This window comes from Pseudoalteromonas sp. S3260 (genome assembly GCF_005886925.1).
Taxonomy (GTDB): Bacteria; Pseudomonadota; Gammaproteobacteria; order Enterobacterales; family Alteromonadaceae; genus Pseudoalteromonas; species Pseudoalteromonas tetraodonis.
Window position 1 is genome coordinate 1 of the sequence record NZ_PNCV01000063.1, and the last position, 26,570, is coordinate 26,570.

Genomic DNA, 26,570 nt, shown 5'->3' on the forward strand with positions numbered 1-26,570 from the left:
GCGGAAGCTTTGCTCGGTTTTGACTTAGCCCACTAGGTTACAAACCTCGCGCCGCAATTAAACCGCCCCTAGTTTGAACAAATTTTAATCCGTAAAGGTCAACAGACCGTAATTTAAAAGGATTGTTAGAGATAAATGAGGCAATCATTACAGCTGCGCATGGGCCAGCAACTTACAATGACTCCACAGTTGCAACAAGCAATTCGCTTATTGCAACTCAGTACATTGGATCTCCAGCAAGAAATTCAAGAAGCGCTCGATAGCAACCCCTTGCTTGAAGTTGAAGAACATGATTACAGCGAAGACACTGCAGGTAAAAACGAACAAAAAGCCGATAACGATGACTTAACGCTAAGTGCCTCAGCTGACGATAAACCTAGCGAGTATGAGCAAGATAGCGGCGAAGCAATGACCAAAGACACCATTAGCGATGATATGGCTATGGATGTTACTTGGGATGAATATATGAGCGCTGCTCCTGCCTCTTCATCGGGCCCAATGCCAGAAGATGAATCTATTTATCAAGGCTCTTCGACTGAAACGCTGCATGAGTATTTAATGTGGCAACTTCAATTGACGCCGTTTAGCCCTACCGATGAAGCGATAGCTATTGCAATTGTAGAAGCTGTGGACGACTCAGGGATTCTAACCCTTAGCTGTGAAGAAATATTAGAAAGCTTTAACCAAGAAAACGACGGCGAAGATGAAGTTGAACTTGACGAAATAGAAGCGGTACTAAAGCGTATTCAACTATTTGATCCAGTGGGAATAGCCGCGCGTAGTTTACAAGAGTGCTTGTGTATTCAGCTAAATCAATTTGATAAAGACACACCTTTTTTAAACGAAACAAAAATGATCTTAACCGAGCATATTGATTTACTTGCTGCACGTGACTATCGCACGTTAATGAAAAAAACAAAGCTTAAAGAAGATGAGCTAAAAGAAATCATGACGTTGATTCATACGCTCAGCCCAAAACCGGCAGACACTATTGTCAGAGAAGAGTCTGAATACGTTATTCCTGATGTGTCGGTTAAAAAAGTTAAAGGTCGTTGGGTAGTTGAATTAAACCCAGATAGCATGCCTAAGATCAGAGTAAATAGCCAATATGCAGCTATGACGCGTACGGTTAAATCAAGTGGTGATAGCCAGTTTATTCGCTCGCACTTACAAGAGGCTAAATGGTTTATAAAAAGCTTAGAAAGTAGAAATGACACGCTACTTAAAGTAACCAACTGTATTGTGCAGCAGCAACAGGCCTTTTTTGAACACGGCCCTGAGGCTATGAAGCCTATGGTGCTTAACGATGTGGCTGAAATGGTGGAAATGCACGAGTCAACTATTTCACGTGTTACTACGCAAAAATATATGCACACACCACGTGGCATTTTTGAGCTTAAATATTTCTTTTCAAGCCATGTAAGTACTGAAAATGGTGGCGAATGTTCATCAACAGCAATACGTGCATTAATTAAAAAATTAATCGCTGCAGAAAACTCAGCTAAACCATTGAGTGATAGTAAAATTGCAGATATATTGGCAGAGCAAGGAATTAAAGTAGCGAGGAGAACCATTGCAAAATATCGCGAATCTCTAGCTATTCCCCCGTCTAATCAACGTAAAAGTTTGATTTAAGGCGTACAACAAAGAGGAAAATGTTTATGCAACTGAATTTAACTGGTCGCCATGTAGATATTACCGACTCGCTTAGAGACTACGTAAATAGTAAATTTTCGAAGTTACAGAGGCACACTGATCACATAACGAATGTGCACGTTATTCTCGATGTAGAAAAACTAAACCAAAAAGCTGAAGCAACCGTTCATGTAAGTGGCGCTGAGATTTTTGCCTCTACTGAGCATCAAGATATGTATGCCGCTATAGACTCGCTCATTGACAAGCTAGATCGTCAAGTAATTAAACACAAAGAGAAACTTGCTCGACACTAACACTATGAAACTAAGCTCACTTATCTGTCAGGACTGCAGTAAAGCTGCGGTCCTTTTTAATAGTAAAAAAAGAATTTTAGAATTTATCAGTGAACTGGCCCACAATAAGCTGCCCTATTTAACACAACAAGATATTCTTAATGCATTAACTGCAAGAGAAAAGCTTGGAAGCACAGGCATTGGTCGAGGCATTGCTATTCCACATGGTCGCATGAGCGGTGCTCAAGAGCCCCTAGCTTTGATTTTAGTGAGCGAAACAGCTATTAATTTTGATGCGATTGATAACCGGCCGGTTGACATTTTTGTCGCGTTAATTGTTCCCGATGGCGATAATCAGCAGCATTTGAAGACGCTAGCCACGATTGCTGATAAGCTCAATGATAAAGAATTTTGTAAACAGTTACGCGCCGCCAAATCGGATAGCGAACTGTATCAGGTTATCGTCAGTCAATCGTAGTAATAAAGAAAGGTGATAAATGGAATTAATAATTATAAGCGGTCGTTCAGGCTCAGGTAAATCTGTGGCGTTACGCGTTGTGGAAGACTTAGGTTATTATTGTGTAGACAATATTCCTCTTAATTTATTACCATCATTAGTGCGCAGCGTTTCCGACAGTTATAATAAAATTGCTGTGAGTGTTGATGTGCGTAATCTACCTAAAGAGCAACAGCAATTTAATGAAATACTCGAATATTTACCTGGTTTTACTAAACCAACGGTATTTTATTTAGACAGTGACGATCAAACATTAATAAAACGTTTTTCAGAAACGCGACGTCTCCACCCTTTATCTATTGATTCTTTGCCGCTTGATTTAGCCATAAAAAAAGAAAAACAACTACTTGATGTATTGATTAACCGTGCTGATTATATGATTGATACCACGGATTTAAGTGTGCATCTGCTTGCTGAATCTATTCGTGAAAAAATACTCGGAAAAAAAGATAAACAACTGATCATTACCTTTGAGTCATTTGGTTTTAAACACGGCATCCCTAAAGAAGCAGATTACGTATTCGATGCCCGTTTTTTACCAAACCCGCATTGGGAGCCTGAACTTAAGCCACTTACGGGGCTGGACCAACCAGTAAAAGACTACCTAGCAAGTCACAGTATAGTGCAAAAATTTACATGGCAAATTCAAACATTTGTGCAAACATGGCTGCCGCATTTAGAACGAAATAACCGCAGCTACTTAACTATTGCAATTGGCTGTACCGGTGGGCAACACCGCTCTGTTTATTTAGCGCAAACCATTGGCGAAAGCTTTGCAATGAGCCATCCTAATGTAAAAATTCGCCACCGAGAACAAGAATAATACCGAGTGAGAACATGCAATGCGCTTAGAAAATACATTTTTAATAAAAAACAAATTAGGATTACACGCTAGAGCGGCGACAGTATTAGCTCAGCTTTCTGTGCAATTTGATGCCACAATCACTTTATTTCAAGATGACAAACAAGCCGCTGGCGATAGCGTGCTGGCACTTATGTTACTCGAAAGCAGCCAAGGCAAAGAAGTTAAGGTGGTATGCGAAGGCCCCGACGCTGAGCCTGCACTTAGCGCAATAGGTGAACTCATCGACCAACGATTTAATGAGCAAGAATAAAAAAGTTCATTATTAACTCATCATCCTAAGCTTAGGTTAATAGTGGTTGAGTTAGTTTGCTCACATAAAGTAAGATAAACTAAAATTGAATAGCATTTATACCCTTCCAGCATGTAATACAATTTAATTAAGGACGCCAATGCCTGAAGCTTTAGAACAAGATATTCCACTACAACAGCTAAAACAGGTGACTAAGTCACTAAATAGTGGTCAATTTGTTCAAGTTAGACGCATGCTGGCAAAAACGGCGCCTTGTGATACCGCACTTCTTTTAGAATCATCCCCGCATAAAATTCGCCGTATGCTCTGGCAGCTTGTTGATCCTGATGTACAAGGTGATGTGCTTGAAGAGCTTTCTGAAGATGTACGTTTGGGCATTATTGCGCAAATGGCACCCGAGCACATTGCTGCTGCAACCGAAGACATGGGTCATGATGACTTAGGGGAAGTACTACGTAGCCTACCTGACACTGTTTATAAAGACGTTGTTAGCGCTATGGATATTCAAGATAGAGAACGTGCAACGCAGGCTTTATCGTATCAAGAGCGCTCTGCTGGCGCATTGATGAATATAGATACCGTTACTATTCGCCCCGATGTGACTCTAGATGTGGTACTGCGTTATATTCGCTTACGCGGCGAATTACCTGAGGGTACAGATGACTTATATGTGGTTGATGAAAATAACTGCTTTTTAGGCGCCCTATCGCTGAGCACTTTATTAACCAACCCCCCTGAAAAAATTGTTCATGATTTAATGGATGAAGACTGTGAGTCTATTCCTATTTCAATGGATGAGAGCGAAGTTGCACAATTGTTTGAGCGTCATAACTGGATATCGGCACCGGTTGTTGATGACAACGCACACTTGCTTGGGCGGATCACCATTGATGATATCGTTGATGTTATACGTGAAGACGCTGAGCACAGTTTACTGGGTTTAGCGGGTTTAGATGATGAAGAAGATACCTTTGCACCTGTGTTGAAAAGCTCTAAAAAGCGCTCAATTTGGCTGGGTGTAAACTTACTAACTGCATTGCTGGCTGCAATTGTGGCGAGCTTTTTTGAAAACACCTTAGCTATATTACCAATTCTTGCTGTGCTCAATGGCATTGTCCCGTCAATGGGTGGGGTTGCAGGCAGCCAAACCTTAACTTTGGTTATTCGCGGTATCGCGGTGGGCCATATCAACCAAACTAACCAACGTTTTTTATTATTAAAAGAACTCGCTATCGGCGCGATTAACGGTATGGTTTGGTCTATCCTAATTGCCGGTGTCGTTGCGCTTTGGCAATGGGATTTCAAACTCGGTGGTGTTTTAGCGTTTGCTATGTTTATGAATTTAGTTGCAGCAGGTATTGCGGGTGCTAGTATCCCACTATTGCTTAAAAAAATGAAAATAGATCCAGCACTTGCTGGCAGTGTGGTACTAACCACGGTAACTGATATTGTTGGTATATTTGCCTTCTTAGGTACTGCGACTTGGTTATTGATTTAATCTTTTTATAAACGTTTTTAAACAAAAACACCGCATCAATACGCGGTGTTTTTGTTTAAGCCGATAGTTACTTTACATAAGTTAAGGCTACTTAGCGCGCTGGCGATTACCACCTACCTTAGGTTTAGTGTTGGCTTTTTTAAACTGGCTAAAGCCAGTATGACGAGTCAGCGCAGGACGACCGCCCTTGTTACCTTTTCCGCCTTTGGTTTGTCTTTCATCTCGCCCTTCTTCAGGGACTAAACAGTTAGGTCCTTTACCAATAAGCTTGGCTTTGCCCATGTTACGCAGGGCTTCGCGGATCATTGGCCAACCGGCAGGATCGTGATAGCGTAAAATCGCTTTATGCAAACGACGTTGGCGCGCTCCCTTAGGCACAGGTACTTGCTCCGTATTATTTTTAATATTACGTAGCGAGTTCATTTCAGTATGATAAATGGTGGTGGCATTAGCCATAGGTGACGGATAAAAATTTTGTACCTGATCAAGCTTAAAATCATTCGATTTCAACCATAAAGCCATGTTTACCATGTCTTCATCTTTAGTCCCCGGGTGAGCAGAAATAAAGTATGGAATTAAATACTGCTTTTTACCCGCTTCTTTTGAGTACTTATCAAATAACGCTTTAAATTCATCATAGGCGCCCATACCTGGTTTCATCATTTTTGATAATGGGCCATCTTCTGTGTGTTCAGGTGCTATTTTTAAATATCCACCAACATGATGGGTTACTAGCTCTTTAACGTAACGAGGATCACGTACTGCAAGGTCATAACGCACGCCCGAAGCAATTAAGATCTTTTTGATCCCTTTAACCTCACGCGCCTTTTTATATAAGTCGATAGTGGGTGTGTGATCGGTATCCATATGCTTACAAATATCAGGATACACACACGACAAGCGACGGCACGTACTCTCTGCTTTTTTACTGGTACAACGCAGTTTGTACATATTTGCGGTTGGTCCGCCTAAATCAGAAATAACCCCAGTAAAGCCTGGCACTTTATCTCTAATTTGCTCAATCTCTTCAATAATTGATTCTTGTGAGCGACTTTGTATTATCCGCCCTTCATGCTCGGTAATAGAACAAAACGAACAGCCGCCAAAACAGCCGCGCATAATATTTACCGACGTTTTAATCATATCGTAAGCAGGGATTTTATCATCGCCATAACTTGGATGTGGTATACGCTGGTAAGGTAAACCAAACACGTCATCCATTTCCTGAGTTTCAAGCGGATAAGCAGGCGGATTCACCCAAATAGAACGATCGCCATGACGCTGAAATAACGCCCTTGCACAACCTGGGTTGGTTTCTTGATGTAAAATACGTGATGCATGGGCATACAAAGGCTTATTAACGCTAACCTGCTCAAATGCCGGCAGTTTAACGTAAGTTTTTTCCCACGGCTTAGGACGAGCAGGCTGGATGGTAATTGGTTTTGCAGCTTCTGCTTGTAAATCGATGCCGGCTTGCTTAAATTCTGATTTAGCACAGCCCACATCATCCGCGCCATAAGGATTAGGAATAGGGTCTATTTTACCAATTTTATCAATGGCTGTTGAGTCACTGCCACGCCAACCGGGTAAAGGCTCTTTACGAATAACTGCCGTGCCTCTAACATCCTGTATGGTATCCATGGTTTCACCGGCAGCGATACGATGCGCTACTTCAACTAACGGGCGTTCGGCATTACCATAAATTAAAATATCGCCTTTAGCGTCAAATAATACGCTACGACGTACTTTTTCTTGCCAGTAATCATAATGAGCAATACGGCGCAGACTGGCTTCAATGCCCCCTAACACTAATGGCACATCTTTGTAGGCTTCACGACAGCGTTGTGAATAAATGATCACTGCGCGATCTGGGCGTTTACCGCCGACATTTCCTGGTGTGTATGCGTCATCATGGCGCATTCGTTTTTCAGCGGTGTAACGATTAATCATCGAGTCCATATTACCGGCTGTAATACCAAAAAATAAGTTAGGCTTACCCAATGCCATAAACGCATCTTTAGAGTTCCAATCTGGTTGAGCAATAATACCCACTCTAAAACCTTGCGCTTCTAGCACTCGGCCAATTACGGCCATCCCAAAACTAGGATGGTCTACATAAGCATCACCGCTAATAATAATAATATCGCAGCTATCCCAGCCAAGCGCGTCCATTTCTTCGCGTGTTGTTGGTAAAAATGGAGCTATGCCATAACACTCAGCCCAATACTTGGGGTATGAGAATAAGGCGCGATCAGCTTTTAATGTGCTCATAAAATTGGCCGTTCAATAACAAAAGGCGCGAATTATACCCTATCGACATCCCCGTTGATATAGCACAAAATGAAAGCGCTGATTAAAAATTGTTTACCTTTATTGCATTACTAAAACTAATAAATCATCTAAACTTATTACGGCTAATGTCTGCTTTTGAAATAATACAGGGTAGATAAAATAGATCAAAAGCAACCGCGACTTCGTTAAACTATTAAATAATTAATAATTGATAGACGCTGTAAATTAAAATAGATGAGGAATACCTATTAAACTACTTAAAAAAATAATGCAGTTTTCAATCATTTTACTCCTGGTTTTTGTTGTCGTTGGATTATTGTTACCACAAAATTATCATGTGCAAAAAAGTATAAAGATTAACGCACGCGCTCCCGTAATAAAGTCATTAGTGGAGGACTTTACCCAGTGGTATAAATGGTCGCCCTGGCAACAAATAGACCCTAATATTAAGTTTAATATTGGAGAACCGAGCTCTGGCGCAGGAGCCTACCAATCTTGGGAAGGTAAATGGGGCAAAGGCGAAATGACAATATCATCATTAAGCGATAATGAAGTTGTACTTAGTGTGTTATTTAATCAAGAGCATATTATCACTAGCAAATTGCTATTTAGCCCGCACACAAAAACCGTCACGTGGCATATAGAAGGACAAGCAACGATGCCGCTTATTTCTGGGTACGTTGCTATATTTGCTGAAAATATATTAGGTAATATAGTGACCCTAGGGCTAAATAACTTAAAAACGGTCGCTCAACTCAGTGATGCACAAGCAATAATGGAAAGCCATGACAGTCAAAACCGCACAAGCCAGGATTAAACTTGCCAATATTATTGAGTCACTGCTAGGTTACTCGGTCACAAAAGTGAGTAATACGCCTGCCATTGATGAAAAAACCTATAATCCTCAAGGTAATAAAGCCAAATCGCTTTATAGTATTAATAGCGAGCATTCAATTTTAGCGCGTGCACAAAAAAGACAAGACTTACTACTGATTAAACAACAACAAAATATTGAGACTATTTTAGCCTTAGCAATGGAGTTTTGTCCTGATGTTGCTTGCGCCAAACAGCCCGATGCTGATTGGGTAGAGCACTTTATAGCCTTATGTGAAGATACCTCAAATCAATCTATGCAAGTGTTGTGGGCAAAAATTTTTACTGGCGAAACCATTAGCCCAGGTACTTTTTCTATTAAAAGTTTACAAACACTCAAGCACATGACCCAGCGCGAAGCCGATTCATTAAGAAAATGCGTGTCTATTTCTGGGTATAACGAAAAGGATAGCAGCCACCTAATATTCTTGGGGTATTACAAAAAACCCTCGTTATTTGATTTACTAGGTAAAGGTAATAAAGTGTCATTAAGCATAGGTAAAAGCGGCGTGAGCTTTCCAGACGTACTAACTTTAATGGATTTAAACTTGCTGTATCGTAAAGAAATAGAGTCAGCGGCATTAAAAGTAGGACAAGAGTTCACCCTATCCTTTTTATCACAAAAACTAACCTTAAAAGCAAAAAGTAACGATTTGGTGCTTAGCTATTATAAGTTTACTCAAACAGGTGATGAACTATTTAGATTAATGAACTACCCAATTAACAAGGTGTACAAACAGTTAATTGGTTCAGCATTTGAAGGGGAGTTTGAATTAGTTTGGCATTCTTTAAAATAGCAAACAGAGATGACTAAAGCGTGTGTTAGCTTTTAAAAATAAGAGCCACACAAGGTGGCTCAAAATAATACTTTAATTAAAAGTGAACTTGAATACCGGCAAACGGCCCTGATGCATCAATATTAGTATTAATATCATCAACATCATCAAGCTCTAAAGTCATTGAACGGTAGCCCGCTTTAACCGCAACATCAACGGCTAGGTTATCAATAAATTCCCAAGCAATACCCATTTGATAATCTTGTACTTTGCTGTCATCTATGGCTAAAAAGCTGCCTTCAGCAAAAACACTTAAACCACTAAATGGTAAACCCGCTTCAAAACGTCCATATACTAACGGCACAACACCAGAGAACGCTTCGATTTCAGTAAAGTTAGCGCCACCTTGTTGTGATGTACCTGTTACAACAAGCTCACCATCAAACTGCTTAGCATTAAGACCTAAATCAATTGAGATTAAATCGTTATCAAAAATCTCGTAGTAAAGAATATAATCAATATGCGATAAGTCAGTCACTGAATTAACACCCGTGCCCACAACATAATCAGTACCGTTAAAACTAAATGTGTCTTCAAGCACTGTTGAGCCGTTTAATTCAAGCTCAGTGTATTTTAACTTTAAGTTTGGCACTAATGGCACTGGGTGCTCAAGCGCAGCGTAATAACTTACAAAAGTTTCATCTTCAAAGTTGAAGTTTTGCAGGGCGTTATTGTTATCAGAAAAGCTACCGTCATTATCTGCTTTCCAACCATCAACCCCTACATATAAACCCAATACAGTGTCGGCTTGTGCTACAGGGGCTAAACATGCCATTGATAAGGCTGCTGCTATACAATACTTTTTCATTTTTTATCCTTGCGCTAATAATTCGCTAAGTTCAATTAGTGCCGCATTGGCTCTAGAAATATAATTTGCCATAACAAGTGAATGGTTGGCGACATAACCAAATCCATTACCGTTTAAAATCATTGGGCTCCATACCGTTTCTTGGGTTGCTTCAAGCTCGCGAATAATTTGTTGCAAGCTGACACGGGCGTTCTTTTTATCAAGCACATCGGCAAAATCATATTCAACCGCCTGTAAAAAGTGCAGTAAAGCCCAAGTGGCCCCACGTGACTCATAAAATACATCATCAATTTCCCACCATGATGTTTTTATTTGTTGTTGTAAAGGCGTATAGGTGGCCTGTGTATTTGAAGAGTTACCGGCGAGGTCAGTGTTAACCTTATCTTGACCCACGCTTGCACTTAAACGCTGACTTAAGCTGCCTAAACGCTTTTCAGCTTCTTTTAACCAACTGCGTAGGTTATCTGCACGAGAGTAAAATTGGCTATCGCGCTCATGCTGATTGGCTATTTGAGAACGATATACCATTAAATAATCAATTCCTTTTTGGTATTCACCCTCAGCACTTGGCCATGCCCATGCTTCAGAGCTGATATTAAATTGTGGCTGAGCTTTTTTGAGCGCTTCGTGTTCAGTTGATTGCGATTGTGAGCGACTAAAATCTTTTCGCATAGACAACGCTAAATCACGCACCATTTCCAGCGCACCATACTCCCAGGCCGGCATATTGTCCATTATTACGCTCGGTGGTAGCACATCATTTGATAAGTAACCGCCTGATTTAGTTAAAAGCGTATCAGCTACAGTGATGAGTGTTGAAGTTGTTACATAACCTGTGACTAGTTTTTCACTGCGTTGCTGCGCTTGTTGCTTAGCATTTTGCACAACATCAAAACGTGAAGGCTCTATACTCCAGTACACTGCAATGGCGTAAAACACGACAAATAACAGTACCAGTGCCGTTATTATTTTTCCTTTATGCTGTGACATTTATCCTCCTAATGATGACTATGATCTTTCGATGCTTTTACCGACTCAGCTTGTGAGGCTAACGAAACGACTTTTGCATTGGTAAATACTCGGTTCCCGTCTTCAAAATATAGCGTGAGTTTACGGTCTTGACCTACTTTTAACGGTTCTTGTGGTTCAAATACCATTAAATGATAGCTGCCTGGCTTAAAATCAAGTTGTTGGTGAGCTTTAATAAGCAATGATTCGACTTTTTGCATTTTCATCATACCGTCAGCGTGAACGTGCTCATGAATTTCAACACGCCCTAGGCCATCAATTGTCGCTTTAGTCAACGTTGCTGGTACATTGCTGTGGTTTTTAATACTAAAGTAAGCCACACTCGCTTTGGTTGCCGGCAAAAACTCTCTTACTTGCGCATGTGTTACTTGTAGCTGCGCAACAACACTATCGTGTTCATGTCCTTCGTGCGCCATTAACGAAGACGAAAAAACACCCACCATTAATGCACTTGCTATCGAAATACATTGTTTAATCATCAGTAAAATCCTTGTTAAAACAAAAAAATATAGTTCAAATTTATCATAATTCCCTTATGTTAGGCAGCTAATTTAAGCTCAAGAGACGACTTTTTTGTTATCTGCGATTAACCAACACAGCCCTGCTACAAACAATAACGGCCAAGCAATCATCAATGATCCGAATAAAAAAGCTAAAATAGTACCAGCCAGTGCCACCATCGCCGCGCCAACTAACCCCATCGTCACTAAAGCAACAATCGCAATAACAACGATAATAGCAACTAATGCACCAATGAGCTCTATACCTGTCCAGCTAATATCTGAGATCCATAGCGGAAACTGCCACACATCAAAGTGAATAATTGAACCGCTATTAATTAAAAACAACGCAACAATAACTAGGCACACGGCGAATGTTTTCATGCTGCTCTCCTTACACTGCTTTTTCTTCAAGGCAACAGTGAGCAATTAAATAACCTAGCGCCACTGCAAACGGAAAACTTAAAAATAATAAAACAGTCACTAAGCGAGTAGACCATACCGGAAAGTCTAGTCGGTAAGCTAACCCACTACAGACGCCTGATATTTTTTTGTTAAGCGTATTTTTGTACCAACGACGGTGTGTATTAAAACTATTCATAACAATCTCCTTAAGCTGTTTGTTTATTAGCAGTATTTAAACTTGCTTTTAAACTAGCCAGTTCTGCATCAATTTTTTCGTTTTTAACCAGTGACTCAATTTGCATAGCTGTATTGCTCGCAGTATCTGTGAGCTCATACGCTTCAACTTGCGACTCTACACTCTCAACACGGCGCTCTATTTGCTCAAATCGTGATAAGGCAAAAGCCACTTTATCGCTTTGTAGTTGCGTATTTATTTTTGCCCTTGCCTCAACTACGTTTTCACGCTTTGCAAGTTGTGCTTGCTTTGCTTTTGCCTGCGTCATTTTTTGCTGTAAGCGCTCGCAGTCTTCTGTGATTTTTACAATCGATTGCTGCAATGTTTCAAGCTGCGTTTGCAAGTACTCTATGTTTTGTTCAACTGTGTGTTTTTCGGCTAATGCTGATTTAGCTAAATCGTCACGATTTTTTGCCACAGCATGCTCAGCTTTTAATTGCCAATTTGCGAGCGCTTGCTGTTTGTTACTTATTTGACGTTTAATGCTCTTTTCTTCACATAAAAGTGCAGCTGCCGTACTACGACACTCATTAAGCGCTTCTTGCATTTCAGTAAGCATTAAATTGAGTAACTTTTCTGAGTCTTCTGCTTTATCAAGCATAGCTACGATATTTGCTTGAATGACGTCGTTTACGCGGTTAAATATGCCCATGTTATTCTCCTGATGATTTTTATTTATACATCAACAGGATTCCAAGAGTTATGCCAACAACTTAAAATGGTTTTATTTTCATTAAATATCATGTGGTTAAGTTATTTTAAGTAGGTAAATTAATGACTCACCACTGAATGAAATTAAGTCGAATTGGCTAATAAATTAAACTTTTGACCAAAATTTGGGATCAAAAAAAGCCACCTGAGGTGGCTTTTTTCTATACAGAGGATCTGCTATTCGGGTACGTAACTTAGTGCTTTATCCATAACACTCAAATCAGCTTGCTTGCCATGGCCATTTTCAGATAAATGGCGTCTAAAACCACGCGCACCGGGTTGTCCCTGAAAAATACCCAACATATGGCGAGCAACATGCCAAAAGTTAGCGCCTAAACGCATCTCTTCTTCAATGTAATCATACATAGAGCGCACAACATCATGACGTGACTGAGTATTAGCAGCATCACCATATATTTTTTCATCCACTTCATTTAGCATAAATGGATTACTGTAAGCCTCTCGCCCAACCATCACCCCATCTATGTACTGTAAATGCTCAAGACTTTGCTCAATGGTTTTAACACCGCCATTAATACTTAAATCAAGTTGTGGATAATCTTTTTTAAGCTGGTAAACACGGGGGTAGTTAAGCTCAGGAACTTCGCGATTTTCTTTTGGACTCAACCCTTTTAGCCATGCCTTACGGGCATGAATAATAAAATCATCACAGCCTACTTTATGCGATGCTTCAATAAGCGCACATAAAAATTCATAGGAATCCTGCTCATCAATACCAATGCGCGTTTTTACCGTAACAGGAATACTGACTTCACTTTTCATTGCAGCAACACACTCTGCCACAAGCTCGGGCTCTGCCATTAAACAGGCACCAAAACGCCCATTTTGCACACGATCTGATGGACAACCTACGTTAAGGTTTATTTCATCATAACCGCGCTCACCTGCAAGCTTGGCACACTGTGCTAGCGCTTGCGGATCTGAGCCCCCCAGCTGCAGCGCTACTGGGCCTTCATGTTGATTAAAGTGCAAATAGTCACCACGGCCAAACAAAATAGCACCTGTGGTGATCATTTCAGTGTAGAGGACGGTGTGCTTTGTCATTTTACGATGAAACGTACGACAATGGCGATCAGTCCAATCAAGCATGGGAGCAACGGAGAATCTTCTATCCAGCTTATTCATTAAAGATACCAACATTTACAATAGCTACAGGACTTTTAGATTCTCGCATATTAATTCTCTTATAGGCTTTTTTTAGGACATTTTCAGCAATTACGTCCCCATGGGGATTTTATTTGGGGATACTAACTGCTAATCTCATTACATTAATTATATCATTATATTGTACTACAGGATGGGGAAATGACTAAAGCAAAAGCCAGAGGGTATATAGATATCCGCGAAGGAAAAAAAGGAACGTCATACCGTGTAAAAGTTAGAGTTCGCGACAAAAATAGGCCTACGGGCTATTACGAGAAAAATGCATCTTTCGAAACATTAAGAAAAGCTGAAATTTGGCGAGATAAAAAAGTAAAAGAATTAGATCGTTACGGCATTCCCACCTTAGATGAAGAAATTGAACAGCAAGAAAAGATTGCAAATTCAAGGTTAAAGGAAATTAAATTAGGCGAACTTATTTGCATCTATATAGACGATCCTGAAAATGAGAGAAAAAATATTGGGGATAGTAAGTATTATGGTTTACTTAAAATTACATCTTATAAAATTGCAAATAAACGAGTGAGTACTTTAAGGAAATCAGATCTAGATGAATTCTGTCATCAGAGAAGATATGTTGATGGGGTTGTCGGTTACACTACATACATGGATATTGGATATATTAAATCGGTAATTAAAAAAGCAGGAAGCTATGGTGTGAATGGCTCGATTAAGTTTATCGAAGATGCTATGCAACATTATAAAGAGGATTACAAAAAAAGCCCTAAAGCTGCATTGCTAGAATTTAAAGCTAATGAGCGTGACACAACAATTAGTGATAAAGACTTTGAATACTTAAGGGATGGATTGTTTAAACGCCAAGAGCATCATGCTGCTAAAATTCCATATTTAACAATTCTAGATTTTGCGATAGCAACTTGTATGAGGGTGAGTGAAATTTGTCGTGTTACTTGGAGAGATTTTAAAGAAGACAGAAAAACACTATTTATCCGAGACAGAAAACACCCAACCAAGAAAAATTTCAATCAAGAAATTCCGCTGATCGGTGGTGCATTTGAAATTTTAAAAAAAAGAAAGGCTGAAGCTGCGATATCCCCAAATTTTGACTTAGACAACAGGATATTTCCCTATGTTGCTGATAGCGTTGGGGCAGGTTGGAGAGTTACTAGACAAAAACTTATAGCTGAAGGTATTAACATTGAACATATCGTTTTTCATGATTTGAGATCGTTCGGAATAACAAAGCTGATTAAAGAAGGTTGGGATATTTCAAAAGTTGCTGTAGTTTCAGGTCATACAAACCTTGATGTTCTAAACAGAATTTACGCACGAATCAGACCAAGTGATATTGTTGAAGAATATGATAGGAAAATAAAACAAGCGTTAACTCAAGATTAAATTAGTTGTAATTGTGCTCTGATACTTAAATATCAATAGATTATCAGAGCTATTCTCCCCCTCCCATTAAGCTAAATTTTTGAATCTGAAGTCTTTGAAACTACCTAAATAAATATTTTAACTTTCTATTTTTTTCTTGAAAATTTTTTGATGAAAAATACATATCAATTTCACGAACTTATCTTATAAAGAGCCTTAAACTATATAATAATACAACGTAAGATATTGTTTTAAAAGAAATTAATATTGACTTTTACATTTACACCCCTTAACTTATGTAAAATCGAAAAGCAATATTTCGATATTCGATGTGTAACATAACAATATTCCTTTTTGTCGAGATTGGACCCATATTATGAAAAACCTTGGTTATTTCACTAAGTAGGAGATGAATAAGTAATTGCGCCTATCGTCTCCTCTTACCTAAAACTGGAGACTTGATTTATATGGGTATTAAAAAGAAAAGAAATACGAGTTGTCATGAAGCTAATTATAATTATCACATACGAAAAGCTCGTGAAGCTGCTAGAGGCTTACATGGATATGAAAGAGCACTTAAAATATCTGAGTATTTTGAAGAAGCTGGTCATCCGCATGCTCAATATACATTTACTGAGTTGCGAATGAGTGATAATTGGGGACAAACAGATAGAGAGTTTGCAATCGATTTAATGCAAAAAATGGCACATCTACTAGCAACAAATGAGATGAATAGAAATTAATTAAGGTGTATTAGTTGTATTAGTTCAGACAAGTAAAAAGCCCACTCTAAGGTGGGCTGATAATCAATTGAATTAATTCAATAGTTCCTCAAACTCTGGCATAAAATCTGCCTTCGAAGACTGATGATTATAGAATGGTAATCCCCACACTATAAACTCTTTACCCTGCCAAACTTGCTCAATTTGATGTGTAGCCTTTAAATCTAGTAGAAAGTTTTGTTTCCAAGCATCGTTTTCAAACAAGTGTGAACCTTTAGGTTCAATAAACACTTGATAAGTTAGTTCAAGATCTTGTTCTTTCTTAGTTAGAAGCAATAAGAAATCAGGCTCAAATGCTCGACCATCATCAAACGTGTAAAGTTTAAAATGTTTTTCGTTTCTTAATAAATAAACATCATCATAAACTGATTTAAGATCATCAATCATTGTATCTAAGTATCTAACGAAATACTTTTCTTCAGAAGTTCCATAGTTTTCATTGAAGACAAACCAATCACAATCTGAAAGATCTAAAGAAAGTTCGTCATTGGTTGTTTCGCTTTGAGCAATACCAAACTCTTGCTCTGTCAAACCATCATTTGATATGTTTAGAATCTTATCCTTATCATACAATTCATTAATGGTTTTTGGTGTGAACTCTTTTGTTCCTTCGTAATCAATACGATTTACATTTAACTGTTCAGCAATCTTACCAAGAACTTTCTTACACAGTTTCAACTTTTCAATTTGTGGGACATTTTCTAAAATATCTTCTCGCCCACTAATCTCAACTTTTATCGAGCCTAGATAATCACTTGAGACAATAAACTCATCTATTGTTTTTAAACTTGGGAACAAAATTTTTAGTTCATTAAATTTATAAGCAGGAATGGTCGCCATTGCCTTTCTTATAATGTGTTTACCCACATCAATTAAATTAATACGTTCTCGTTTTACTTTTAGATGTTTAACTATAGCACTTTCAAAAATAGTAAGTTCATTCGAGTGTTCTGTCTTAATGGCATAAGAGTAACTCGTATTTATAATAGAACTATCAAGACCTTTAACCTTTGTACGATCATATGCAACTCGCTTGTTCACGTAAATCAAACCAGATTTATATAGCGATGTTTCTTTGAACTTATCTTTTACTCTTAGCGAAAGCTCTTTACGAGTTTTTGGCTTGATACCGATTTCTTGAAGTGCGATGTTCAAATCACTGATATATTCAGGGTTGTGAGCTGAGTGATAATATAGCTCTTCACAAATCTTAAGTTCGTGCGCTTCTACAGTGTCGTCTAGAATGTCATACTTACGTTGGTATAGTGGTTGTTCATCTTCAACTTTAAAAGGACAGTAACGAGCACCACGACCAATCAACTGTGCTTCTTGTGTAGCTGTTTTACCCCACTTATTACGAGTATCGTATAAGCGAACAATATCAAAGAGGTTAAGAACATCCCAACCTTCATTAAGCTTATCAACAGCAAAAATAGCACGTATTTCATTATCAGAATCTTCTAATGAATTGAGTTCTATTTGATATGTCACAGCTTTTTTACTATTTACTTCAATTGTCTTTTCTACAGTAAAGTCTTCTTGTAGTTCTAAAGCTAAAGATTCTAATGTAATGTTATTCTTTTCAAAGAATTGGAAAGCGGTATAAATTACATCACCTTCCTTAGAAGTGTTTTTTATTGCTTCTAAATCTTCTTCACCAATCTTTTCAATAGTTTCAATAAACTCTTTATGAAAAGCTTCACTATCAGCTATAGTTTTAGCTTTAAACAAGATTACAGGCTTAATAATAAGTTTATGCTTTTCAAAAACCTTACGGCGGTATTGACTTAAAATAATTGCACGTAAAGCCCTTGGAAAAGCTTCGCTGTCGGACTGCAATACTTTAACTTCTTTAGAGTATAAATCTTCTCTAAAGTTTTTGAGTGGGTAATCAAAAATAATAATATTTTCATATTTTTCTTTTATCTTTTGGTCTGCTATGTTTGCTGTAGCGGTAAACTCCAACATAACATTAGATTTATTTGCTGAAAAAATTTCACTAATTGTATTTTCCCAACTATCTACAGAATGTTGTTCTTCTTTGCTTTTCTTATTTTTTGTTTCTGCATTAATATGGTGAGCTTCATCAGAAATCAAAACAACTTTGTTATCTTCAAAGTCTTCCATAGAAAGAGCATTTTCTTTCGGATAGAGCATTACAGCGTGAAGACCTTGAATAGTAGTGAAAACAATGTTTATGTCACTTGAATTAGTCGTTGCAAAGTTATCAACTTCCTTGATGTTGACCTGCTCACCGTCAATATTAATAGTACTATTAAAAAGGTATTTTGATGATCCTTTGTTTAAAAAGTTTTCTTTGGTCTTTCTAATGATGTTAGTGCTATTAACAAAGAAAATGAAATTACGATACCCACGCTTGTAAAGCGTGAGCATTTCACCTGCCATAATCAATGTTTTACCTGAACCAGTAGCCATATGATATAGCACATTTATTGGTTCATTTTTGGGCTTTTTCTGGTATTTATCAAGATAGAACTCAAAGCGGCCTAATGCTTCTTTTTGGTATGGACGCATTTCAAAACTATTGTTCAGGTTATCTTTAATATAATCAGGTACAAGATCAGAAAAAACGTTTTCACCAAGCGCATCTTTTAAAGTGCTTAATGTTTCGTGAAGCATTGCCATAATCGTTATGCTCCGTAAAACATTTGGTTGAATTTCTTATCTTGTTCAGAAATATCATTACTTTCATCATCAATATCTGAATAATTGACGTAAAGTTGGTTCTTATCAATTGCTTCAATAAGAAAATGTTGTTGGTTTTCAAAAGAAAGCTCATTGAATAATAAAATATTATTATCAAATTGTTTTGGATTGACTTTATAAGAGAGGTTTGAACTATCTTTTAGTTCATCCCAAATTTTGATTAATTCTTCTGAACTTTGAGCTTTCTCTACTCTATCTGAGTATTTTGAAGCTAGTTCAGCCAATTCGCAGTAAACAAAAGAACCACCACCTAGCCAATTAACTTCTTTAGAGATTCCGTTTTTATCACCTGCAATAATGCTTTTTAGTCGAGGTATGGTAGTGTCCTGAATATAGATCATTTGTTCAATACCAACATATTGACGATTCATTTTGTGTGCGACTGCTTGAGTTGTTCCACTTCCCATAAAGAAATCAACAACAATATCACCAGCATCTGATGAACTCTCAATGATACGTTTTAATAATTTTTCAGGTTTTTGTGTGCTATAACCTACACGTTCTGTTGATTGGGAATTAATTACATTAATATCATCCCAAATATCTTGTATTGCTCTACCTTGCATTTCATGCAAGTATTGCTTCATTCTTGGTGTACCATTCTTTGTGTAGTATATACGATTATCATCATCGAGTTTTTTCATTGTCGTTTCAGGACAACGCCAATAACCATCTTTACCTTTCCAAATATAATTATAACCTCCACCTTTTAAACCCTTAGCAGAAAGGTTTCGATCTTGGAACAATCCACGTTCATCTTTGTGGCTGAATCTCTTTTTATAATCATTATCATATTCTGTAAAAGTTTTATTGAAAGTAAATGATTCTGATTTTGAATAAAACAGAATCGTATCGTGACTTGCGCCATATGTTTGAGCATCGCCCCTAGAGTAAGTTCTCTTCCATATTATTTGTGCTTGGAATAAATCACGACCAAAAATCTCATCAAGAAGAACTTTTGCATAATGAATTTCGTTATAATCCAATTGAACATAGATGGAACCATCTTCAGCTAGAAGTTCTTTAGCGATTAATAGACGATTCTTCATAAAGGTTAGCCACGTAGAATGACTAAATGAATCGTTATAACAAAAACTGTCATTATGTGTATTATATGGAGGATCTATGTAAATTAACTTAACTTTGCCACGATATCTTGGAAGAATACTTCTTAATGCAAGTAGGTTATTACCTTTTACAATTAGGTTATCTGCATCACCGATAGTAAATTCGGAATGCTCACCATTATCGTCATATCTTTTAAAATTGGTCAGAGCTTTAGGAGCAAGAAGGTTATCAACCTGCTCTGGAGCAAGAGTCTCATTCCAAAATACTTCATCTCGCTTTTGATCATCTTTCGTTTGACCACCTTCAATCACGCAATCTTTGTACGGCCAAGAAAGAACCACATCATTAGATTCTTTTAAGTAGTGAGTGTCTACAGAAAGACCAATCTTATTTTTGAACTGTGTGAAACTATCAGGTAGGAATGATTTGTTGTTTACAAAGCGTTGGAACGCCACTTTATCGAAAATCAACATTCCATCAACATCTTGGAAGAAATGACCTTTTAACTGTTCATCAGACAAGAGCAGTTTCAATAACGGGGAATCAAGGTTTAAAGCCAGTTCAACGATTTTGTTTTTAGCGAGCTTTCCGTCTATAACAAGTCTTTCATCTGATTTAAGGACATTAGTTAGAGCGCTTATAATAGGTAACATTTTGTTTTCTTTACTTTTTATGCCAAAAAGACAAGTTTGAAATTATGCAGATTATACTAGACAATCAATTAAAAATCATCACGTTAAATAAAGTAACCTCTCCCTAACGATCATGTTTTTTCATCTCTAATAATACTGAGCAAGATGTAATTTAGCTGTTTTACACTAATCCTCCCCTTTAACAAAAAAGGCACTTACCAGTATTAAAGTATACCTTTGTAATTGATATAAAAGTCACTCCATCGCAACCTCATTGGCATCATAGATTTCTCGACTTTGAGTGTTTTGATTGGCCTGCAAAGATAGCTCTTCTATGTATTGTGTTTTTTCTAATAAAGAGTGAGCACAATACACTTTAGTAGCTAAACGGCTTCTACTCATTTGCACATAATGTAATTCTTTATTTAAAAATTGCTGATTTAAGTAAACATACGCATGATTGACTGTCATCCCCTGTGATTTATGCACTGTTGAAGCATAACCATATTCAACAGCATCATAATCAGATTCGTTAAATTCAAACTCTTTACCAGAGTCCAACCGAACACTTACAGTTGCTTTACCTGCTCTTGTTTTTTTCAGTGCCGTTATTGTTGCTGTAGTACCATTTTTTACCTGAAGCTTTTTTGAGTTAGAGCGAAACATAATACGTTCACCAATACCCAGCTTTAGCTTTTCATCGTTATGATTAGTAAATAAAACAGGAATGCCTTTGATGATATTATTTTGTTTTAATTTTTCTCTAGCTAAGACATTTAAGTGCTGAACATCAGCTTTTTTAGATGCTAGCATCAGTGATTCCGTTGTTTTATTTTTAAACGTTTCAAACCAATCATTGACCATAGAAAACTTAGCTTCTATATGATCTTGATTAAAGTTAAAAAGTCCCCTTTTATCTAAATCTTCAAACACCTCTTTGATATGGCCATTATCAATTTTGTTAATGTTAGCTCGGTCAATTTCAGATTTTTGACGTTGAATTTTATTTAATTCAAACGGTTTGACTTCATTTAATAAGCGATAAAAAGCATTTCCCGCTTCAATAGGCGGTAATTGACTATAATCACCTACCAACAAAACTTTTGCATTAGCGGCTTTTATATACTTGAACAATAAAGCGAGCTTTCTAACCCCCACCATTCCAGCTTCGTCTAGCACCACTAAAGTTTTTTCATTAAATTCAGTTCTTTCAAACTCAAGTTCATATAATAAAGAGTCTATTGTTTGAGATTTAATATCTGAGCTTTCTTCTAGCTCTTGCGCTGCTTTACCTGCTGTTGAGCAACCTACAACTTTAAACTCATTTTTTTGGTAGATATTATTTAATGCTTTCATTAAAAATGATTTACCTGTCCCAGGTTTACCATTGAGTAGAGAAAGATCACCAGAATTGCATATACCTTTTAATGCTAAAGCTTGCTCAGCATTTAAACCTAATGAGCTAATTTCTGATTCAATTAAATTATTACCATCGTTATCTAAAAATTGATTTTTTTCTGAAGAGCTTTTTGGTTGTGCTTTTAGCTTTGAATACTCAACCGCCTCTTTATAAAACTTTTTTTCTAATTCAAATTGTTTGCTTGTAGTAAAACAACGACCAATTTTTGGATGATAAAGCTCTTTTAAAACATCAGTCTCGATTAACCTTTCAGCATAATCATTAGCTGCTTTAGCCCCCTTTCCCAGCCACTGGGCATGTTTATTAACGACTTCAATAACATCTTTATATTCAAATACAGAATGGTGATAAACCAAATCATCTAAAATTTCTTCAAAATAATAGTCTATTGATTTTGGTTTAGAGTTGCTGTTTGCTTTATTGATAGACTCAATATCAAACGCCAAGTCTTTTTCTTGTTCACGCCACAGTGTATACAAGGTACTACGTGATTTATGTACTTTTTTAGAACGTGTAAATAAAGCGACTAACTCTTTTAATTTCGTTGAACTAGAAAATCCTAAACGTGCAAGCTCTTCATTAATTTGCTCTGTACGCTTACTAAATTTTTGGCAAACATCGTCAGGCACTAATGGTAATTTAAAAAACTCTTCATCGGGTTCAATGTCTAAATTTAACTCTGACTTTAATTGATGTGCTAATTCATTACGATACATAGCACCAATGGCTTTTTGATATTTAAATAGATTCTTAGTTTCTAAGCATCGCCATTCTTGCGGTTTTAGCTTAGAGAAATTAAGTAAAATACAGTGTGAATGCAGTTGAGGGTCTAAGCTGCGGCTACTGCCATGCTCAAAAATAGCAAACAGGGCATTATTAGTCTTTATTTTTAATCTCTCGCCATACTCATTAGTGCCAGCCCTAACTTCAATCAAGTTATCTTCTATATATGACAAAGCCATTTTTACTGCATTTAAATGACATTGCTGAACTTGTTCCCTTACTTCTTTGTCTGCCAAACCAAACAATACAGAAACAGACTTTGGAGCAGAAAAAGTTAGATCAAAACCTATTTGATGTTCTTCACCTGCATTACCGACCAATGCTTTATTTTGTTTATTAAATCCAGAAGCAAATTGCATTAGTAAGTCATGCTCAACAGGCTTATCTTTTAAACTAAACTGGTTAGCAACTTGCCCATGCCATATACCTTGTGGCTCAAACTCAGAGTTATAATATTTAATAGAAGCAAGCTCAGTGTAATACTTAATTTTAGCTTCTTGAGCTTTACCCAAACGAGTGATACTAATCATTGGTATCACCGCCTTGCTTATCATCGGCAAAAGCATCATCTAGTTCAGATAAATTTACTTTTTTATTCCTAGCTTTATTACTCTTAGATAATGAAGCTTTCTCTGCTTTAGGGTCAGTGCTACCACTAATTACCCATTTTGCTGGTTGGTTATCAAATTTAACCTTGGGTAATATGGTTAAAGGCCACGTTAATTTCCCGACGATATTAGTACCCGCAATTGATATAAAACCTGTAACTCCGTTCTTCTTATTAGCTTGAGGGAGATTCAGTAACTCTGTTTCTGCGACTACTGGTAATGACAGTCTTTGCCAAGAAAATGTTGATTTACCTTCTTTATCAAAAGATGGGTTTAATCGCTCAAATTGCTGTTCACCTAAAGCTTTCGATAACTTAGTAATTGAATCACCAACAGCACCCACTCTTAACACTATTAATGTGCCAATCATTGAAGAAAATGCGTTGATTTCCTCTTGAGTATATTGCTTACTTAATAAACCAAGATCTTGAATACCGACTATAAACCTTGCACCTTTAGATCGAGCTACTGATACCGTTTTAGCAATATCAAAATTCAAATGAGCGGTTTCATCTAAACAAAAATAAAATTCACGCTTATTACTATCGCTCAAACTTAATAATTCATGCGAAATTAAATTTAAAACTAATTCAGCAAGTGATTTTGATAATTGCTCATACTGCTGGTTCTGATTAATTATTAAAGTGGTTTTATTTCCTTTATCTTTAACCCAACTTTTTAATGATATGCCACCTTTTGCGTCACCCCACGCTAAAGCTAAATCATGTATAGGTCTAACATAGCTATACATAGTTAATAAAATTGATTGAGAAGTTTTGCTGTTTGGATCTACTAAATTAGCGGCTTCAGGTAATACTTGTTGTAACTTTGCTTTTAAAATATCTGTTGGTGAATTTAATAAAACAGATAATTTTTTCCAGCCCCAATTTTCACCATGCTTTTTAATTAAAAATAAGCAACACCCCGTTAATATTATCTGCCCAGCATTACTCCACATGGGGTCTTTTTGGTTTTTAGGGATAACAGAGGTAGCAAATAATAAAGCTGAATGTTTATCTTTAATATCTTTACCAATAGACCAAACTATTGAGCTTTTGAGCCACGGTGCAATAATCATAACTTGCTCGTATGATGCAAACCATTCGGTAAAATCACCTTTGTAATCAAAAACGACTGACTTAGCTTTTCTATCAATAATATCTTTAACTATTGGAGCAATAATTTGTGTTTTACCTGCACCAATCTGCCCCAATACTAGAATATTTTGAGATTCTCTGTTTTTAGATAAATTTAATTGGGGATGAATCGGTAAACCAGAACCTGCAAACTTATAATCTTCTTTTAATGCTTTCGATAATTTGTTAATTGCTTCTTTACTTTCATATCGGCTAGCACCTGAGATTTTTCTTTCTGATGATTGGTAACTTTTTTTATAAGCCCATTTGCCAGCTATAAAACTGGCTAATAGTGATAAAAAGCTGACTATACTAGTCGCAATTATAAATTCTCTTTGTTTATCATTATCAAGCAGGTAAAACCAATCTAGCCAATTTAATTCATCTTGAAAAAATCCAAGTAAGTGCATTAAACTGTAAAAAGTTAATTGTAATATCTCACCAACATCTAATGCTTCTGTATATTTCACAACAATTAGATAAAACACTGAAGTAAATGTGAGTATTAACGTAAAAATAGAACTCAGCAGTATAAGTGGTATTGAATAAGTAGTGACAGAAGGAGCACTTTTAGAACTATCAAAATAATTAGCTTTTAATTTATTAGTCATGGCTGTTCTCCTGATTGTTTTCAGAAGAAGATAAGCTTTTTAGCACTTTGTATATCGCCAGAAGTTTAGTGTCGTTAGAGTTAAAGTGCTGCTTTAGTTCATTCTTTTGATTGTTTATACAGCTCTCTATTAGATTAATACGCCTATCGAACTCTTCAAATACAGCTAAAGCATTCTGCTTTTCAAACCATGAATTTCTAACAAGTTCAGCCATTGGCATTTTTAACTCAGTAGCCTCTTTTTTTAAATGTTCATAATCAGAAGATGTAAATTTAATAGTTACTTTATGAGTTTTAGTTTGCATTAATCTACCTCCCTAAAACTCTCACCATAGGACAGGCTTAAAACCCCTATTAATTGCTGAACTTTTTCGTTTAAATTGCTATTTTGGGCGTCCCAAATAAACTCCCAGATTTTTGCAAAAGAATCATTGGAAAATACAGCTTTTTTATACTTTAAGTGCAGTATATGAGAAGCCACATAGTGGCGTGGGGTGTAGTTGATCTTTAGAGAAGATTTTTTTAAGTTATTGAACTCAAACTTACTCGTAGCAAAATATAGCTCTAATACTTCTAAGATATTACTTCTAATAGTCTGAAGTTCTTCATTGCTAAAACTGTATTCATTTAACTCAATATCATTCATACAAAGTGATAAATGCTCTTTGAATCGTTGATTGTTCAAGTAATGAATAAAGCTTTGCAAAGTAACTATTTTATTATTCTGACTGCCATATGGCATTACATCAGGCACTAGAACATATGAAGTTTGTTTAACTAACTTATCTCTAAGACGAAGTAACATTAAATTTGTAATGATACATAAATTTTCATTATTCATAATCATACTCCTCATTAGCAGGAGTATTTTCAGCTTCACCTGTTAAAAATGACAATGTTGCATAGCATATCTCTTCAATTTCACGTGACTGAGCTATCTGTAATAACTCGTTAAAATCTTCTATTTGATTTTCACATAAAACATCATTAATAATTGAAATACGATTTAAGTTTGAAGATGACCATTTAACTAAATCTTCTGTATATATATCAGCAGTAACATCTTCAAGTATGCCGTTTATATCTGTTCGGCCGTCTGCAACTGACTCGATACAATTTTGAATTGTTTGATGAATAAAATTATCTGGTAACTGTTCATCATGAACTTCACGAATGAACTCTTTCAGAATACCCTCAGAACATGTGACAAAATTTTCACCATCATTACTTGTTCTATTTTCAAAATTTTCTTTTAGTAGATTTGCTACCTCATTAATAGTTTTACTCATTTATTCTCCTTTTTAATTTATATAAAAAGAAGCTCGTTTTTTAACCCTTAATACTATTTTATCGTTATCAATAATTTTTTACTAAAGTGCCATAAAAGTTTGCTTCTACTTTTAGTTATATCGCTAAAAAAAAAGAAGTCTATAGCCGTGTAAAAATAAAAATAAGCTTAGAGATATTATATAATAATATATAAAACAACACCTTGAAGTAACGAATAAGCTTGGTGAAATTATATAATACTACGCAA

25 protein-coding genes are annotated in these 26,570 nt (G+C 36.7%); 10 read left to right on the forward strand and 15 right to left on the reverse strand.

Translation table 11 applies throughout. The features are described from left to right. Positions 1-135 precede the first annotated feature (135 nt). The 6 genes from CWC14_RS11215 to mgtE all read left to right on the forward strand — a co-directional run bounded on the left by CWC14_RS11215 (position 136) and on the right by mgtE (position 5,058). Positions 136-1,635, forward strand: a complete 1,500-nt coding sequence (locus tag CWC14_RS11215; protein WP_138562972.1) for an RNA polymerase factor sigma-54 — start codon at positions 136-138, stop codon at positions 1,633-1,635. Positions 1,636-1,661: 26 nt separating this feature from the next. Continuing rightward, positions 1,662-1,949 (forward strand): ribosome hibernation promoting factor, encoded by a 288-nt coding sequence (gene hpf / locus CWC14_RS11220; protein WP_010390562.1) that lies wholly within the window; start codon positions 1,662-1,664, stop codon positions 1,947-1,949. A 4-nt stretch (positions 1,950-1,953) separates the two neighbouring features. After that, positions 1,954-2,406 carry a PTS IIA-like nitrogen regulatory protein PtsN gene (ptsN, locus tag CWC14_RS11225; RefSeq protein WP_013463980.1) on the forward strand — a complete coding sequence of 151 codons (453 nt, stop codon included), beginning with the start codon at positions 1,954-1,956 and terminating at the stop codon, positions 2,404-2,406. 19 nt (positions 2,407-2,425) lie between these two features. Further along, a complete protein-coding gene (rapZ, locus tag CWC14_RS11230; RefSeq protein ID WP_138562974.1) occupies positions 2,426-3,268 on the forward strand; it encodes an RNase adapter RapZ in 843 nt (280 codons plus the stop codon). Positions 3,269-3,287: 19 nt separating this feature from the next. Beyond that, positions 3,288-3,560, forward strand: a complete 273-nt coding sequence (locus tag CWC14_RS11235; protein WP_013463979.1) for an HPr family phosphocarrier protein — start codon at positions 3,288-3,290, stop codon at positions 3,558-3,560. Between the two features lie 139 nt (positions 3,561-3,699). Then, the gene (gene mgtE, locus CWC14_RS11240; RefSeq protein ID WP_024601347.1) at positions 3,700-5,058 is read left to right on the forward strand and encodes a magnesium transporter; all 1,359 of its coding nucleotides are present in this window, start codon (positions 3,700-3,702) and stop codon (positions 5,056-5,058) included. A gap of 87 nt (positions 5,059-5,145) precedes the next feature. On the opposite strand, the gene CWC14_RS11245 is transcribed toward mgtE, so the two are convergent. Then, on the reverse strand, positions 5,146-7,329 hold the full coding sequence (locus tag CWC14_RS11245) for a YgiQ family radical SAM protein (RefSeq protein WP_138562976.1): 2,184 nt from the start codon (positions 7,327-7,329) through the stop codon (positions 5,146-5,148). A 289-nt stretch (positions 7,330-7,618) separates the two neighbouring features. Between CWC14_RS11245 and CWC14_RS11250 the strand changes: the two genes are divergently transcribed. Together CWC14_RS11250 and CWC14_RS11255 are read left to right on the forward strand one after the other, a co-directional pair. Continuing rightward, complete coding sequence (locus tag CWC14_RS11250) at positions 7,619-8,167, forward strand: SRPBCC family protein (RefSeq protein WP_138562978.1); 549 nt, start codon at positions 7,619-7,621, stop codon at positions 8,165-8,167. Next, positions 8,136-9,020, forward strand: a complete 885-nt coding sequence (locus CWC14_RS11255) for a TIGR03899 family protein (protein ID WP_138562980.1) — start codon at positions 8,136-8,138, stop codon at positions 9,018-9,020. Before CWC14_RS11250 ends, CWC14_RS11255 begins: the two co-directional genes overlap by 32 nt. 76 nt (positions 9,021-9,096) lie before the next feature. Here the strand turns inward: CWC14_RS11255 and CWC14_RS11260 are convergent, their stop codons facing one another. The 7 genes from CWC14_RS11260 to dusA form a co-directional block, all read right to left on the reverse strand. Beyond that, positions 9,097-9,867: a TIGR04219 family outer membrane beta-barrel protein gene (locus CWC14_RS11260; protein WP_138562982.1), complete on the reverse strand. Its 771-nt coding sequence runs from the start codon at positions 9,865-9,867 to the stop codon at positions 9,097-9,099. Between the two features lie 3 nt (positions 9,868-9,870). Further along, positions 9,871-10,857, reverse strand: coding sequence for a DUF2333 family protein (locus CWC14_RS11265; protein ID WP_013463973.1), 987 nt, complete (start codon positions 10,855-10,857; stop codon positions 9,871-9,873). Between the two features lie 8 nt (positions 10,858-10,865). Then, entirely contained in the window at positions 10,866-11,375 is a 510-nt protein-coding gene (locus CWC14_RS11270) for a copper chaperone PCu(A)C (RefSeq protein ID WP_076922702.1), read from the reverse strand. A 78-nt stretch (positions 11,376-11,453) separates the two neighbouring features. Next, on the reverse strand, positions 11,454-11,780 hold the full coding sequence (locus CWC14_RS11275; RefSeq protein ID WP_016900286.1) for a hypothetical protein: 327 nt from the start codon (positions 11,778-11,780) through the stop codon (positions 11,454-11,456). 10 nt (positions 11,781-11,790) lie between these two features. Beyond that, positions 11,791-11,997 (reverse strand): PspC domain-containing protein, encoded by a 207-nt coding sequence (locus CWC14_RS11280; protein WP_013463970.1) that lies wholly within the window; start codon positions 11,995-11,997, stop codon positions 11,791-11,793. 10 nt (positions 11,998-12,007) lie between these two features. Then, complete coding sequence (locus CWC14_RS11285; RefSeq protein WP_138562984.1) at positions 12,008-12,688, reverse strand: PspA/IM30 family protein; 681 nt, start codon at positions 12,686-12,688, stop codon at positions 12,008-12,010. Between the two features lie 236 nt (positions 12,689-12,924). After that, positions 12,925-13,893: a tRNA dihydrouridine(20/20a) synthase DusA gene (dusA, locus tag CWC14_RS11290; RefSeq protein WP_138562986.1), complete on the reverse strand. Its 969-nt coding sequence runs from the start codon at positions 13,891-13,893 to the stop codon at positions 12,925-12,927. A 180-nt stretch (positions 13,894-14,073) separates the two neighbouring features. Between dusA and CWC14_RS11295 the strand changes: the two genes are divergently transcribed. Both CWC14_RS11295 and CWC14_RS11300 read left to right on the forward strand, forming a co-directional pair. Next, entirely contained in the window at positions 14,074-15,288 is a 1,215-nt protein-coding gene (locus CWC14_RS11295) for a tyrosine-type recombinase/integrase (protein WP_138562988.1), read from the forward strand. Positions 15,289-15,734: 446 nt separating this feature from the next. Next, the gene (locus CWC14_RS11300) at positions 15,735-16,010 is read left to right on the forward strand and encodes a hypothetical protein (protein WP_138562990.1); all 276 of its coding nucleotides are present in this window, start codon (positions 15,735-15,737) and stop codon (positions 16,008-16,010) included. Positions 16,011-16,082: 72 nt separating this feature from the next. On the opposite strand, the gene CWC14_RS11305 is transcribed toward CWC14_RS11300, so the two are convergent. The 7 genes from CWC14_RS11305 to CWC14_RS11335 all read right to left on the reverse strand — a co-directional run bounded on the left by CWC14_RS11305 (position 16,083) and on the right by CWC14_RS11335 (position 26,322). After that, on the reverse strand, positions 16,083-18,695 hold the full coding sequence (locus CWC14_RS11305) for a DEAD/DEAH box helicase family protein (RefSeq protein ID WP_138562992.1): 2,613 nt from the start codon (positions 18,693-18,695) through the stop codon (positions 16,083-16,085). A 5-nt stretch (positions 18,696-18,700) separates the two neighbouring features. Beyond that, the gene (locus CWC14_RS11310) at positions 18,701-20,497 is read right to left on the reverse strand and encodes a DNA methyltransferase (RefSeq protein WP_138562994.1); all 1,797 of its coding nucleotides are present in this window, start codon (positions 20,495-20,497) and stop codon (positions 18,701-18,703) included. Between the two features lie 234 nt (positions 20,498-20,731). Further along, positions 20,732-23,209 carry a MobF family relaxase gene (gene mobF, locus CWC14_RS11315; protein ID WP_171036844.1) on the reverse strand — a complete coding sequence of 826 codons (2,478 nt, stop codon included), beginning with the start codon at positions 23,207-23,209 and terminating at the stop codon, positions 20,732-20,734. Continuing rightward, complete coding sequence (locus CWC14_RS11320) at positions 23,202-25,034, reverse strand: type IV secretion system DNA-binding domain-containing protein (protein ID WP_138562998.1); 1,833 nt, start codon at positions 25,032-25,034, stop codon at positions 23,202-23,204. The genes mobF and CWC14_RS11320 overlap by 8 nt, the downstream gene beginning before the upstream one ends. After that, complete coding sequence (locus tag CWC14_RS11325) at positions 25,027-25,338, reverse strand: hypothetical protein (protein ID WP_138563000.1); 312 nt, start codon at positions 25,336-25,338, stop codon at positions 25,027-25,029. Before CWC14_RS11325 ends, CWC14_RS11320 begins: the two co-directional genes overlap by 8 nt. Continuing rightward, a complete protein-coding gene (locus CWC14_RS11330) occupies positions 25,338-25,874 on the reverse strand; it encodes a hypothetical protein (protein WP_138563002.1) in 537 nt (178 codons plus the stop codon). The genes CWC14_RS11325 and CWC14_RS11330 overlap by 1 nt, the downstream gene beginning before the upstream one ends. Then, the gene (locus tag CWC14_RS11335) at positions 25,867-26,322 is read right to left on the reverse strand and encodes a hypothetical protein (protein ID WP_138563004.1); all 456 of its coding nucleotides are present in this window, start codon (positions 26,320-26,322) and stop codon (positions 25,867-25,869) included. The genes CWC14_RS11330 and CWC14_RS11335 overlap by 8 nt, the downstream gene beginning before the upstream one ends. Positions 26,323-26,570: the final 248 nt, after the last annotated feature.

Coding starts and splice junctions, on each gene's coding strand:
- CWC14_RS11215 (WP_138562972.1), top strand. CDS start 136: ATGAGGCAATCATTACAGCTGCGCATGGGCCAGCAACTTACAATGACT.
- hpf (WP_010390562.1), top strand. CDS start 1,662: ATGCAACTGAATTTAACTGGTCGCCATGTAGATATTACCGACTCGCTT.
- ptsN (WP_013463980.1), top strand. CDS start 1,954: ATGAAACTAAGCTCACTTATCTGTCAGGACTGCAGTAAAGCTGCGGTC.
- rapZ (WP_138562974.1), top strand. CDS start 2,426: ATGGAATTAATAATTATAAGCGGTCGTTCAGGCTCAGGTAAATCTGTG.
- CWC14_RS11235 (WP_013463979.1), top strand. CDS start 3,288: ATGCGCTTAGAAAATACATTTTTAATAAAAAACAAATTAGGATTACAC.
- mgtE (WP_024601347.1), top strand. CDS start 3,700: ATGCCTGAAGCTTTAGAACAAGATATTCCACTACAACAGCTAAAACAG.
- CWC14_RS11245 (WP_138562976.1), bottom strand. CDS start 7,329: ATGAGCACATTAAAAGCTGATCGCGCCTTATTCTCATACCCCAAGTAT.
- CWC14_RS11250 (WP_138562978.1), top strand. CDS start 7,619: ATGCAGTTTTCAATCATTTTACTCCTGGTTTTTGTTGTCGTTGGATTA.
- CWC14_RS11255 (WP_138562980.1), top strand. CDS start 8,136: ATGACAGTCAAAACCGCACAAGCCAGGATTAAACTTGCCAATATTATT.
- CWC14_RS11260 (WP_138562982.1), bottom strand. CDS start 9,867: ATGAAAAAGTATTGTATAGCAGCAGCCTTATCAATGGCATGTTTAGCC.
- CWC14_RS11265 (WP_013463973.1), bottom strand. CDS start 10,857: ATGTCACAGCATAAAGGAAAAATAATAACGGCACTGGTACTGTTATTT.
- CWC14_RS11270 (WP_076922702.1), bottom strand. CDS start 11,375: ATGATTAAACAATGTATTTCGATAGCAAGTGCATTAATGGTGGGTGTT.
- CWC14_RS11275 (WP_016900286.1), bottom strand. CDS start 11,780: ATGAAAACATTCGCCGTGTGCCTAGTTATTGTTGCGTTGTTTTTAATT.
- CWC14_RS11280 (WP_013463970.1), bottom strand. CDS start 11,997: ATGAATAGTTTTAATACACACCGTCGTTGGTACAAAAATACGCTTAAC.
- CWC14_RS11285 (WP_138562984.1), bottom strand. CDS start 12,688: ATGGGCATATTTAACCGCGTAAACGACGTCATTCAAGCAAATATCGTA.
- dusA (WP_138562986.1), bottom strand. CDS start 13,893: ATGAATAAGCTGGATAGAAGATTCTCCGTTGCTCCCATGCTTGATTGG.
- CWC14_RS11295 (WP_138562988.1), top strand. CDS start 14,074: ATGACTAAAGCAAAAGCCAGAGGGTATATAGATATCCGCGAAGGAAAA.
- CWC14_RS11300 (WP_138562990.1), top strand. CDS start 15,735: ATGGGTATTAAAAAGAAAAGAAATACGAGTTGTCATGAAGCTAATTAT.
- CWC14_RS11305 (WP_138562992.1), bottom strand. CDS start 18,695: ATGGCAATGCTTCACGAAACATTAAGCACTTTAAAAGATGCGCTTGGT.
- CWC14_RS11310 (WP_138562994.1), bottom strand. CDS start 20,497: ATGTTACCTATTATAAGCGCTCTAACTAATGTCCTTAAATCAGATGAA.
- mobF (WP_171036844.1), bottom strand. CDS start 23,209: ATGATTAGTATCACTCGTTTGGGTAAAGCTCAAGAAGCTAAAATTAAG.
- CWC14_RS11320 (WP_138562998.1), bottom strand. CDS start 25,034: ATGACTAATAAATTAAAAGCTAATTATTTTGATAGTTCTAAAAGTGCT.
- CWC14_RS11325 (WP_138563000.1), bottom strand. CDS start 25,338: ATGCAAACTAAAACTCATAAAGTAACTATTAAATTTACATCTTCTGAT.
- CWC14_RS11330 (WP_138563002.1), bottom strand. CDS start 25,874: ATGAATAATGAAAATTTATGTATCATTACAAATTTAATGTTACTTCGT.
- CWC14_RS11335 (WP_138563004.1), bottom strand. CDS start 26,322: ATGAGTAAAACTATTAATGAGGTAGCAAATCTACTAAAAGAAAATTTT.